This is a genomic window from Shouchella rhizosphaerae (assembly GCF_900142675.1).
Taxonomy (GTDB): Bacteria; Bacillota; Bacilli; order Bacillales; family Bacillaceae_D; genus Shouchella; species Shouchella rhizosphaerae.
The window spans coordinates 74,131-86,335 of record NZ_FRBS01000002.1 but is presented as its reverse complement, the minus strand read 5'-3'; the positions used below and the strand labels follow the sequence as shown (position 1 = coordinate 86,335).

Here is a 12,205-nt window from a genome sequence, read left to right as displayed (position 1 = left end):
CCAGCGATTTAACCATGTCGCTGGGCCATTTTTGGCAAGGCAAGTCTATTTCAAATAGGGAATAGATCAGGTAATATAGCTCTATACAAGCATTATTCCGCAAAGGATGGTTCGATCATCGTGGACATCAAACAAGTACAAACAAGCAACGATATTAGCGAGTTAGCACGTTTAGGCGCAGACATTTGGCAACAACATTATGTAACGATCATTTCACATGAACAAATTGCATACATGCTAGACAAATTTCAATCGGTCCAAGCTATAACTGAACAAATCGAAAAGCAAGGATACGAGTATTACTTTCTTATCGCTAACGGCGAAAAAATAGGCTATATCGGCGCAAAGCAAGAAGAAGGGAAACTCTTCCTTAGCAAATGTTACATCGAAAAAAGCCACCGCGGAAAAGGCTATGCCAGCCAAGCATTTGCCTTTTTAGAAACACTCTGCCAAAAGCGCGGTTTAACAAAAATGTGGCTGACAGTTAACCGCCATAATAAAGACTCCATCGCTGTCTATGAGAAAAAAGGCTTTCAAAAAGTACGCACACAAATAGCCGACATCGGCAATGGCTATGTGATGGATGACTATATTATGGAAAAAGAACTCGTTGATCACTAAAAGGCAAAAGCACCAAGTCAAAGTCTCATGACTTGGTGCTTTTTCTTTTTTTAAATCGCATTTCTGACAGCATCTATGACCAGCAATATGACTTAAAGTCAGCTTACTTGTTACGATTCTTTATGACTTTACGAACTTATGGACTTCCCTCTTCTGTCGCCGTTCTGAAGTCCTTGTTTATCATAAAAACACTATTTAAATCATGTTCAATAACTTTAAAAAATCTTTAAATAGATCATTGCCATATTCCATTGTTAAAACCTCATCACGAATATTGTATATCCCTATCAAGTTACCAAAGTCATTAATATACGGATAGGCGAGTTTATCTGGAAGGCGAATATCATTTGTTTCGTCATTATAGAATAAACACCAAATGTCTTTATTATAAACTTTTAGGAAAATCCCCTCTAAATCGTAACCATTTTCATAATAGCCTACATGCAAATGTACATTATCTTCAAATAACATTATAGTACCACCGACTTTTTAAAAAATAGTATAAAATGGTAGCACATGATAGTGCAAGACATTCTTTCCTCCTGTTTTTACAGAACGGTATCTTCCTTATCTTTTATCAATTTTAGCGGCAAGATAATTTCCAAGAAATTGAACAGATTGCACAAGGATCACAAGTAAAATAACAGTAATAATCATAATATCTGTTTGGAATCGGTAATATCCATAACGGATTGCTAAATCGCCAATTCCACCTCCGCCAACAACACCCGCAATCGCTGAATACGAAATAAAGGAAACCGCTGTAACCGTTAATCCGAGCAAAAGACCAGATCGCGCTTCTACAAGCAATACTTTCCAAATAATATGAAGAGGATGCCCTCCCATCGCAATGGCTGCTTCAATTGTTCCTTTTGGAATTTCTCGCAATGATTGCTCGACAAGACGGGCAAGAAAGAAAATCGCGGCAATTGATAACGGAACTGAAGCCGCTAGCGGTCCAACGGTTGTGCCAAGTATCGCCCGTGTGAATGGAATCATCGCCACTAATAAAATGATAAACGGAAAGGAACGAACGATATTAATAACAAAGTTTAAAACTAGATTAACCGCCTTTTGGGCAAGTAACTGATCTTTTGCAGTTAGAAACGTAATTAACCCCAACGGCAAGCCGAGTAAAACCGCCGCACTAAGTGAAATTCCAAGCATGAGGAATGTTTGGCCAATCCCAAGATAAATTTCTGGTAAATAAGGTTCAAGCGATTCAAGCATTAATACTCACCTCATTTTCCGCTCTTTGCAATAAGATTCTGCCAATCTTTGTTTTAGCAAACTCAGGTCCCGCGGTTAACTGTAATTCTTCAGCAATGTTACCTTTTTCCATCACAGCAACTCGATCAGCAAGTTTACGAATAACCTCCATTTCATGAGTAACCAATAAAATCGTAACTCCATATAGATAATTGATCTTCTTCAAATAAGAGAGAATTGATTGTGTCGTTTGGGGATCCAAAGCCGATGTTGGCTCATCACAGAGCAACACTTTTGGACGTGTGCTAATCGCTCGGGCAATCGCGACCCGTTGCTTTTGTCCGCCCGATAATTGTGAAGGATACCGATCAATTTTATCTGTTAAATCAACGACGGCTAGCACTTCTTTGACAATCATCTCTCTTTCCTTTTTCGGAACCTTTGCAAATTCAAGTGCTAAGCTTACATTACCGCCAACCGTCCGATTAGCAAGTAAATTAAACCCTTGAAAAATGAAACCGATCTTATGTCGCTCTTGACGAAGTTGTTTGGGAGACAAATGATTTAATGCTTTTCCATCAATAAACATATTTCCTTCAGTCGGCTGCTCTAGCAAATTCCCAATTCGCAACAGCGTCGACTTCCCTGCTCCACTAAAGCCAATAATGCCGTAGATTTCTTTTTCCTTCACATGTAAATCAACATTCTTAACTGCGTCAATAACATCTCCTTTAAACTGAAACGATTTACTAATATTCTCAAATGTAATCATTACGATCCTCCTCGCAACGTAATGTTGAATTACTGAAAATAATCTGGACGGTGGAATCCTTCAAAACTTGGGTCGGTTTCAATCACTTCTTGAAACTCTGATGACTGATAAGCCTCGATTAAATCTTTGACAAATTGCTTATCGACATCTTCCGTACGTACAGCAACTAAATTTTGATATTCAAACGGGGGCTCCTCCAACTGAAGTGCCGTTGATAGCGACCGCCCTGATGCTAAGACAAAGTTCCCGTTAATAAACGCATAATCGACATCTGGCAAGGTTCGTGGTAATTGTGCTTGTTCTACTTCAACAAATTCAAAATCTACTTTCTTAGCCACAATATCAATTTTCGAGACAGTAATTGGGTCATAATTGTCTTTCAATTCCACCCAATCAATTACTTCAAGTACCCGTAAAGCTCGCGCGACATTAGGTGGATCATTCGGCATCGCAATTTTGAATCCATCACTAATTTCCTCCAAGCTCTGATGTTTATCCGAATAGATTCCGATTGGTGCGGTTGGTACTTTGATGACCTCTGTCAATTCGAGGTTATTTTCAGATTTGAAGTTCTCAAAATAAGCCGTGTGTTGAAAAATATTAGCATCAAGTGAACCTTCCGCTAATGCAAAGTTTGGTTGTGCAATATCGCTAAATTCACGGTAGTTGATTGTATAACCTTTTTCTGAAAGTATTGGCTCAATTCCCTTTTTAACTTGATCACTATATGGTCCAGGTGTGAACCCAATCGTAATTTCTTTTGAATCGTCTTGCGATTCACCCCCTATACTCGTATCATTTGCACCACAACCAATTACACCTACTAATAATCCTAGTGTTATCGCCAGTTTACACAGGAACCGTTTGTTCATCCCTATAACCTCCTCAGCACATTTACGCATTAAAAAAAGCATGAACATGTGATTGTTCATGCCGCCGGTTATCCGGTAGGCGCCTTAATATACAGTTATCCAATTGGATTAAATGGATTATAGCAGTTGATTCATCCCATTTCAATATTAATTCACACTTGACCGCCATGTGTTATATGATTAGTATAATAAGAAAAATGGAGAGCCTCCTTTTCTTAAGCTTTGAATTAAACCATAGCGCTTACCGGACAACCGATAGCCTTGACTTGAATTTATCTATTCAGGCAAGGATTTTTTTGTTAAAGGGGTTGGAGTTTTATGGTTAATGAAACGAATAATGACTATATTAGCAGCTTAAATGACGGAAGGAACGTTTGGTTAGATTGTGAGTTAGTTAAAGATATAAGCACTCACCCAGCTTTTTCCGGAACAATAAACACCGTCTCTTCATTGATCAATAGCTTAGACGACGAAGAGATTCGCTCAACAGTAGGCTTTCCAAGTCCAGCAGTAAACCATTACGTCCACCGTGCCTTTCAAATTCCGCACTCACTAGATGATTTACTGCAAAAGCGAGCCGCTTATACAAACTGGTCAAGACAAACATTTGGGGTGATGAGTCGTTTATCTGATTATGCGAACTCATTGCTGACTGGTTACTATATTGATCGAGATTACTTTCAACAATTCGATTGTGGTTTTAGTAAGAAAATAACAGCGATTTATGAGCAGACTCGTGATCAACGGCGAGTTGTAACGACAGCGATTCTTGATCCGCAAATTGATCGTTCGAAACAAAGTGACGAACTTGATGACAAGGACGCTTTGCTCCGTGTCGTCAAAGAAACAGCAGGAGGGGTCATTGTTCGCGGAGCCAAAATGATTGCGACTGCCGCTCCCTATGCACATGAAGTGATCATTATGCCTCATCAGAAATTAAATGCCAACAAAACTGAGTATAACAATATGTTTATACTAAATTTAAATGCACCCGGTTTGCAGATTGTCTGCCGCAGATCCTTTGCCGAAACAGATCAAGCAAGGTACCCACTGAGCAGTCGCTTTGATGAGATGGATGCGGTCCTCCTCTTTGATGACGTCTTGATCCCTTGGGAGCGCGTTCTTATTCGCGGATCTGCTGAAGGTGTGTTTCAAGCCCAACAACACCAACAATTAAACCAGCTCGCTCATCACCAAACGGTCGTGCGGCTATTGACTAAGTTGGAGTTTGTTGCTGGTGTGGCAACAGCAACTGCTCAAGCAATTGGCGCTGACCATCATTTACACGTTCAAGAGAAGCTTGGTGAGCTTTATACCCAAGTTGATACGATTGAGGCGCTTCTTCTAGCAGCTGAAGGCCAGGGACAACTAAACGACCAATCGGTATATCTCCCAGATTCGGTTCCACTACAAACAGCACGAAACCTGGGAACACGTTTTTACCCACGTGCGATCGAAGTTTTAAAATTAATTGGTGCGGGCGGCTTTATACAAGTCCCTTCTGCCCCAATTGGAGGCAATCATGCCTTGTCACCTCTTTTTAATAAATATTATAGAAGTACCCAACTAGAAGCAGAAGCCAAAACAGCTCTTTTTCAACTTGGCTGGGAGTTAATTGGCAGTACATTAGGCTCTCGTCACGACTTATATGAACGCTTCTATACAGGTGATCCAATTCGGACATTCGCCCAGCAATACGAGCGTTACGATAAGTCCAAATTAAAAAAGAAACTCGCTCGTTTTCAAGAAACGATTAAAAAGAGGGAGGAGTTGTATCATGAGTCAACCACTCCAATATCAACAACGCCTTAATGATGGCCGTAATGTATGGTTACATGGGGAAATCATTACAGATATTGCTACCCATCCTGATTTTAGAGGAACAATTAACACAATTGACTCTTTGCTCCAGCTACAAACAAAGCAGGCCACTAAAGCGAGTTTAATGTATCAAACGGATGAAGGGAAATCCGCTCATCTGTCCTATCTCATCCCACGTTCAAAAGAAGATTTAGCAAAAAAACGGCAAGCGTACCAACTCTGGGCAGATGAAACTTTTGGTGTCATGAGCCGCTTATCCGAATATTCGCGCTCACTTATTACGGGCTGGTACGCGAATCGCTCTGCCTATGCCTCTACACATCCAGAGTTTGTTAAAAAAATTGAACACTACTATCGTCAATCTCGTGATTTCGACCTGTTATCAACCGCCGCTGGTCATGATCCACAAATAGACCGCTCCAAACAACATCGCTCTGACAATTCAACGATTCTACATGTGGCAAAAAAAACGGAACAAGGCGTGTTTGTAAAAGGAGCGAAAATGATTGCGACTGCTGCACCTTATGTCGATGAATTACTGATTTTTTCTTACCACCGCCGCAGCGAGAAAGAAAAAGCGTTTGCCAATGTTTTTGTCGTTCCGACAAATGCTAATGGCTTGCAAATTGTTTGTCGGGAATCCTTTGCAAAGCAGGATATCACCGACCACCCTATTAGTTCACAATTTGATGAGATGGATGCGGTGCTCGTGTTTGATAACGTCTTTATTCCATGGGAGCGTGTTCTTGTCTATGAAGATCCTGACTTAGCGTGGAAACTACGGACCGATCGTGCATCTGCCCTTTTAAGTCAACATCAAACCGTTGTGAGGCTCGTCAGTAAACTCGAAAGCCTTGTCGCCATAGGTGATGAACTAGCAGAAACAGCTGGAGTAACCACCTTCCTTCATGTTAAAGAGAAGCTCGCTGAATTGATTATTCAGCTTGAATCAATCAAGGCTCTCCTTTACGCTTCTGAGCAAAAAGCAGCATTCCACAACGGTGTTCTTTTACCAGATCAAGATTCACTTGCAACCGCTCGTAATCTAGGAACTCGCTTTTACCCACGAGCGCTTGAAATCATTCAACAAGTTGGCGCAGGTGGTTTGTTACAATCCCCATCTCAAACCGCTGAGCTAAATGGCCCAATCGGTTCGTTGCTCAAGAAATACTACAAAGGCACGCACACATCCGCCAAAGAACGGACTGCGTTAATGAAATTAACATGGGATTTAGTCGGGAGCTCGCTTGCTTCAAGACACGAACTATACGAACGTTTTTATTCAGGAGACCCGGTAAGAACGTATGCAGTTCAATACAATACTTATCAAAGAAAACAGCAACTGATTGACTTTGCAAACCTTGCACTTAACAAAGGAGAAAAATGAACATGCCCCACTTTTATTGGTACGTTCCGACAAATGGAGATGGATATTATTTAGGCTTGAAGAAACCAGATCGAAAGCCAACAATTGATTATATTGTAAAAGTTTCGCAAACAGCAGAGGCTGCAGGATTTGAAGGAATACTGATCCCAACTGGAATCCCGTTTCTTGATTCATGGATGGTTGGCTCGGCAATTGTCCATAACACAAAATCAATTAAACCATTGGTTGCCTTCCGCCCAGGATTTATCTCTCCTACAGTTGCTGCTAAAATGGCTGCAACACTAAATGAATTTTCTGGCAATAGGGTTCTCGTCAATATTGTCACAGGAGGATCTGCGAAGGAATTAGGTCAGGATGGAGATTTCGTGGCCCACGATGAGCGTTACAAGCGTACAGGTGAATTCCTTGATGTCATTTTAAAATCGTGGAATGAAACTTGCTTTGATCATGACAGTAAACATTTCACCGTTAAACAAGGTACGATTTCACCACCAATTGAAACGTTACCGCAAATCCCTATCTACTTTGGTGGATCATCTGACATAGCCAAAGATGTAGCAGCGAAATATGCTGATATATATCTCCAATGGGGTGAGCCGGTTGCGCAAGTGAAAGCGCAACTTGAAGATGTAAAACAACGAGCCTCAGCGTATGGCAGAAAACTAGAAAACGGGGTCCGTCTCCATGTCGTTGTTCGTGAAACAGAGGAAAAGGCATGGGCAGCCGCTCATAATATCATTAGTAAAATTGATCAATCGATACAAAGCCGGATGAACCATTATTATGAAACGACAGACTCGATTGCGCAAACGAGAATGAATGAGTTAACAAAAGAAAGTGAACGCTTCGATAAGTATGGCTGGTCAGGAATCGGCCGCATTCGCAAAGGTGCCGGCACCGCCCTTGTCGGGACACCCTCACAAATTCGTGAAGGCTTGCAGGACTACGTTGATGCAGGTATCGATCACTTCATCTTGTCTGGCTTCCCTCATGTTGAAGAAGCAGAGATATTTGGGAATACTGTTTTGCCACTATTCAAAGAGTAGGAAGCTAAATTAATAAAGAGGTGAAATGAGATGAAATACGCGATATGGGGTGCCAATTTGGCTGGAGGGTTTCTTCGAGCCAATATCGAACAAGAAGCTGACGGAGGCATGGACTACAATCGAAAGCTCGTAAAAATAGCTGAACAATGTCAGGTCGACTCTATTCTTTTTCCTGTTCGTTTTAAAGGAAATATTGGTGGTCACCTCACAGACGGCGGACAGCTTGATCCACTTACTGTCATTTCCGCTCTAGCAAGCGAAAGCAAAAATATTCATTTTATCGCCGCTGTCTTGCCTGGATTTTTTCATCCTGCTACATTAGCAAAACTTAGTTCAACGATTGATATAATTTCGAATGGGCGCTTTCACATTAACCTTGTCAGCGGCTGGTTTAAAGAAGAGCAAGAAATGTTTGGCTTACAATGGATTGACCATGATGAGCGATATAAACGCTCTGCTGAATACTTGGAAGTCTTAAAAGGCTTATGGACTGAAGATGACTTTTCATTTAAGGGAAACTATTATCAAATCAGCCATGCCACTTTAACGCCTAAGCCTATTCAAAAGCCATATCCAGCCATTTACCAAGGTGGTAATTCTAGTGATGCACAAGAAATGGCTGGGCGCTTATCCGATATTTATTTTATGAACGGGGCACCGATTGAAGAACTACAGGAGCAAATGCACAATGTCTCAACGGTGGCAGCCAAGCATCAACGCGCAGTAAAGTTTTCCGTCAATGCCTTCGTGATCGCCCGCCGAACGAGAGAAGAAGCACTGAAAGAATATGAAATGATCATTGAAAATGCGGATCAATCGGCAATTTCCCAATTCAAAAATCGCAAACAAACGAAAGGAATGTGGAAAAACGCAACAACGTTAAGCGACTTCGTTGCCAATAACGAGGGATTCCGAACCGGGTTAATCGGTAGCTATGAAGAAGTCGCAGCTAAAATTCAACAGTTAGAAGCGATTGGCATTGACAAAGTGCTGCTAACATTTAGGCAAGCATCTCAAGAAGTCCCTTTGTTTTTTGAGCATGTTGCACCATTGTTAAAGGAAAAGGTTTCGTTTTAAGAATCGGAAGGTCAGTAGTAAAAGGGTACTGCTGACCTTTATTTTGAGTTTCATCTGTTTAACTACCCCATCCAACATTTCCTCCTGATAGCCTCACGTTTACCTTCCACCCCGTACTTCTCTTCAAGCACTGTGGATAATAGGTTACACTTAATTGGACAATAAAAAAGGAATAGAGATTAATACACAATAAGTGCGGACAATCTACGATGCCAAAAAAAGACGTACCTTTTCAACCGAGTTGGTGGCATGATATGAAAGTAGGAAAAACCGCCATATCTTTGTTTAAAATCGTAAGCCCCTCTTAGACCCTCTCTTCACTTCTGACTCTAAGTCAGTTTTTTTTTGAAAGTGCAACCTTTTGACGACATAACGCCCTCTAAGTAGTAGAAAGGAGGCACAGCCTATGACAGACGAAGAGCTCGCACGAAAAGCAATTAGCGGCAACGTAGCCGCTTTTGAATCTTTGTTAATGGCTCATTATGAAAAGCTTTACTATACCGCCATGAAATACACCAACCAACATAATGATGCCCTTGATGCCATTCAAGAGGCTAGCTGCAAAGCATACTTATCGATTCACAAATTGAACCATCCACAATATTTCATGACGTGGGTGACAAAAATTCTCATTCGTGAATGCTACCAACTGCTGCAAAAACAAAAGAAAATGATCCCCTTTGAAGACGCGGACCTATTTAAAAAGTTAGAAGGCCATCAAGAAGCACCCGCACATGCTTCAACGTTATCAGCCGCGCTTCTCGATCTCGATCAAAAATACCAGTCGGCCATTATTCTGCATTATTACCACGACCTCCCTATCAAAGAAGTGGCCGAGATTATGAAAAAACCACAATCAACCATCAAATCCTACCTGCTTCGAGGGAGAAAACGGATGAAAGCCTATTTTGAGAGGAGCGAACGTTTGCATGGAACCATCATTTGATAAACAGATCAAACAAGAAGTCGAGCATGCCATTCGCCAAGGAATTTTGAAGGCAGAAAAAGCGAAAAAGGCAAGTTGGAAACCGTGGGCTTACAGCTTTGGCGCTTCAGCTGCTGCAATCGCGCTTCTTTTTGGCTCAGCTTACTTTTCTCCTGCATTGGCCAATAGCCTTTCACAAATTCCGGTAATAGGCTCTGTCTTTAGCGTTTCAGAAGATGAGCGACTTAAGCAAGCAAGTGAACAAGGATTGACAAAGGGATTAGATGAAACACAGACCATTCATGGAGTAGCTGTCACATTAGAAGAGCTGTTGTATGACCAAACTCGTATCTCCTTAGGATTTACCGTTAAATCGGACGAACCGCTTACTGAAAAAGATTCCGATTTCACCATACAACCCGTCATAAACGGCAAGCCTTCTTCAGGGTTTTCAGCAAGGGAAGAAATACAACAAATTAGCGCGATTGAACAAAAACACATTTATGAAATTGAGGCGGAAGAGGTTGATTCTGACTCATTTGAATTCGGTCTCATTTTAGAGAATGGCAACGGGGATACGTATTATTTTTCCGAAACGGTAGACCAGCTTGATAGCAATCAAATTGCCGTCCATGCTAGTCAACAATCGGAAGGAATCGAACTTGACGTCGAGTCGTTGTCTTTAAGCCAAACCTCAACAAGCTTAACGTATTCCGCTTCTCAGGAAGGCGATTCAACAGACCTTTCCTTGCCTATTTACGATTTGGAATTTGAACTTGTTGACCAAGATGGCAATACGATCCCTTCTTATTCTGGCGATATTAGTGGAGATTTTGTAGATGGGGTCTGGACAGTCCAAGGCACGAAAATGTTTGATCCGCTAGATCCCTCTGTCAACAAAGTGGTTGTCACCCCAGTCCTCATCACGCCAGACCGCATAGGAGAAACAGACGAACACATGGAAGAGCACGAAGAAGTCGCCATCGAACCTTACAATATTACGTTTGAACCATTTGAAATCGAGATTCCATAGCCCTTTAGGAAATATTAGACTGGAGAACATGTGGCAGTTCTATCGCGTAATGGATCAGCGCGTAGGGCTGCCACGTTCTTTATTGGGCCCACTTACCGAATCCTCACTACTTTTGGCCATCTGGATATGTCGCTCTTAAAAATTGGACTGTTTCTTTAATTAGCGACTTTAATACTTCTATATCAATATCGGCCACTTTATTAATATACACGCACGATTTTCCAGCCGTATGTTTTCCGAAGTTCTTAAGCAGTTGTTGTTTTTTCGTTTCCTCACAAGCAACATACAAACTGATTTTTGCTTTTCTCGGTGAAAAACCAACGAGTGGCGCATCCCCTTCATGCCCAGATTTGTACACGTAATGGTATGAACCAAAACCAATAATGCTCGGCCCCCACATCTTTGCTTCATACCCTGTCGTTTCCGAAAAAATCGCAAGAAGTTTGTATGCATCCTCCCGCTTCGATGGGCTTTCAACACGTTCAATAAATTCAGCGACGCTAGCATTGGTTTCAATTGTTTTAGCCTTCTTCATTTGCCTTCACCCTTTTTGTTGATAGGTTGCTCGTTTTCTGGTATTCAGGAAACGTGCACTCCTTTGTGGAGTCTTACGCGTTATTATTTTCTATTATGATAAAATCGCTTGGCTTTGGCCCGATTCCCGCAGTCTGCCATAGAACACCAACGTCTGCTGCGATTGCGGCTTGTATCTAAAAACAGCCAACCACATGGATCCCCTTCACACTTTTTCACCCTGCTCCGTTCTTTTTCAGAAGTCAGCACGTCTATAGCAGACTTAACAATCGGCGGAAGCATACCATCTAATGTGTCTTCACCGTTTAAAAATTCCAATGAAAATGTAGTCCCACTAGGTACTATTTGCATTCTTCCGTAAGCATGGCCTAAAGCCTCATTCAAAATAGAAAGATCGTGATCATCTGGCATTTCATTGATCGATACAAGACTAAAAACATGGTAAATCGATTCCCGCAGCTCAATCGCTTGTTGGAGAACTTCTTTCGCCTTAGCAGGTTGATTTTCTGCTTTTTCCAGCAGCGAAAGCGCTTGCCGTTTGTTAAGAATATTAGCATGCAAACTCCAGTTCACTAATCTTTCATAACTCGTCAGCAACTCCTGTGATTTCTCACTGCTATCGTGCCAGCTTACTGTATTCGCAAAATCCAAACACAAACGTCCGCCAAGTAACTCGTGCTCGTGTACATCTTTATTTATATCAGACATGTGACTTCTCCTTGTGTGACCGTAAATAACATTTGAATTTTTCTTATAACCATTATAAAAGCTATTGACAGTTAGAAGCAACTAATCGATAATATAACCACCAAAGTAATTATAGAAGGTTATACACATCTATGAACAATACTGGACAGAACATGAAAAGAGGTGTTACCAATCGACTTTTTGACCTGACCATAGTCGGT

13 protein-coding genes are annotated in these 12,205 nt (G+C 41.4%); 7 read left to right on the top strand and 6 right to left on the bottom strand.

From position 1 onward, the window contains the following. Positions 1 to 120 precede the first annotated feature (120 nt). Entirely contained in the window at positions 121 to 621 is a 501-nt protein-coding gene (locus tag BUC05_RS06510; RefSeq protein WP_035205739.1) for a GNAT family N-acetyltransferase, read from the top strand. Between the two features lie 195 nt (positions 622 to 816). Here the strand turns inward: BUC05_RS06510 and BUC05_RS06505 are convergent, their stop codons facing one another. The 4 genes from BUC05_RS06505 to BUC05_RS06490 form a co-directional block, all read right to left on the bottom strand. Next, entirely contained in the window at positions 817 to 1,092 is a 276-nt protein-coding gene (locus BUC05_RS06505) for a DUF3986 family protein (RefSeq protein WP_073304377.1), read from the bottom strand. A gap of 96 nt (positions 1,093 to 1,188) precedes the next feature. Continuing rightward, on the bottom strand, positions 1,189 to 1,851 hold the full coding sequence (locus BUC05_RS06500; protein ID WP_073304376.1) for a methionine ABC transporter permease: 663 nt from the start codon (positions 1,849 to 1,851) through the stop codon (positions 1,189 to 1,191). Continuing rightward, positions 1,844 to 2,602, bottom strand: a complete 759-nt coding sequence (locus BUC05_RS06495) for a methionine ABC transporter ATP-binding protein (protein WP_073304374.1) — start codon at positions 2,600 to 2,602, stop codon at positions 1,844 to 1,846. Before BUC05_RS06495 ends, BUC05_RS06500 begins: the two co-directional genes overlap by 8 nt. A gap of 29 nt (positions 2,603 to 2,631) precedes the next feature. After that, on the bottom strand, positions 2,632 to 3,474 hold the full coding sequence (locus BUC05_RS06490) for a MetQ/NlpA family ABC transporter substrate-binding protein (RefSeq protein WP_073304372.1): 843 nt from the start codon (positions 3,472 to 3,474) through the stop codon (positions 2,632 to 2,634). Positions 3,475 to 3,792: 318 nt separating this feature from the next. Here BUC05_RS06490 and BUC05_RS06485 point away from each other — a divergent pair, with 318 nt between their 5' ends. The 6 genes from BUC05_RS06485 to BUC05_RS06460 all read left to right on the top strand — a co-directional run bounded on the left by BUC05_RS06485 (position 3,793) and on the right by BUC05_RS06460 (position 10,763). Beyond that, on the top strand, positions 3,793 to 5,286 hold the full coding sequence (locus BUC05_RS06485; RefSeq protein ID WP_073304371.1) for a 4-hydroxyphenylacetate 3-hydroxylase family protein: 1,494 nt from the start codon (positions 3,793 to 3,795) through the stop codon (positions 5,284 to 5,286). After that, positions 5,252 to 6,682, top strand: a complete 1,431-nt coding sequence (locus BUC05_RS06480; RefSeq protein ID WP_073304370.1) for a 4-hydroxyphenylacetate 3-hydroxylase family protein — start codon at positions 5,252 to 5,254, stop codon at positions 6,680 to 6,682. The genes BUC05_RS06485 and BUC05_RS06480 overlap by 35 nt, the downstream gene beginning before the upstream one ends. Before the next feature lie 2 nt (positions 6,683 to 6,684). Next, positions 6,685 to 7,728: an LLM class flavin-dependent oxidoreductase gene (locus BUC05_RS06475; RefSeq protein WP_244153288.1), complete on the top strand. Its 1,044-nt coding sequence runs from the start codon at positions 6,685 to 6,687 to the stop codon at positions 7,726 to 7,728. Positions 7,729 to 7,758: 30 nt separating this feature from the next. Beyond that, positions 7,759 to 8,805, top strand: coding sequence for an LLM class flavin-dependent oxidoreductase (locus BUC05_RS06470; protein ID WP_073304368.1), 1,047 nt, complete (start codon positions 7,759 to 7,761; stop codon positions 8,803 to 8,805). 406 nt (positions 8,806 to 9,211) lie between these two features. Next, entirely contained in the window at positions 9,212 to 9,751 is a 540-nt protein-coding gene (locus BUC05_RS06465; RefSeq protein WP_011248885.1) for a sigma-70 family RNA polymerase sigma factor, read from the top strand. Further along, positions 9,735 to 10,763: a DUF4179 domain-containing protein gene (locus BUC05_RS06460; protein ID WP_073304367.1), complete on the top strand. Its 1,029-nt coding sequence runs from the start codon at positions 9,735 to 9,737 to the stop codon at positions 10,761 to 10,763. The genes BUC05_RS06465 and BUC05_RS06460 overlap by 17 nt, the downstream gene beginning before the upstream one ends. Before the next feature lie 106 nt (positions 10,764 to 10,869). Here the strand turns inward: BUC05_RS06460 and BUC05_RS06455 are convergent, their stop codons facing one another. Beyond that, positions 10,870 to 11,298 carry a DUF1801 domain-containing protein gene (locus tag BUC05_RS06455; RefSeq protein WP_011248887.1) on the bottom strand — a complete coding sequence of 143 codons (429 nt, stop codon included), beginning with the start codon at positions 11,296 to 11,298 and terminating at the stop codon, positions 10,870 to 10,872. Between the two features lie 83 nt (positions 11,299 to 11,381). Further along, positions 11,382 to 12,005, bottom strand: coding sequence for a CGNR zinc finger domain-containing protein (locus BUC05_RS06450; RefSeq protein WP_035205737.1), 624 nt, complete (start codon positions 12,003 to 12,005; stop codon positions 11,382 to 11,384). Positions 12,006 to 12,205: the final 200 nt, after the last annotated feature.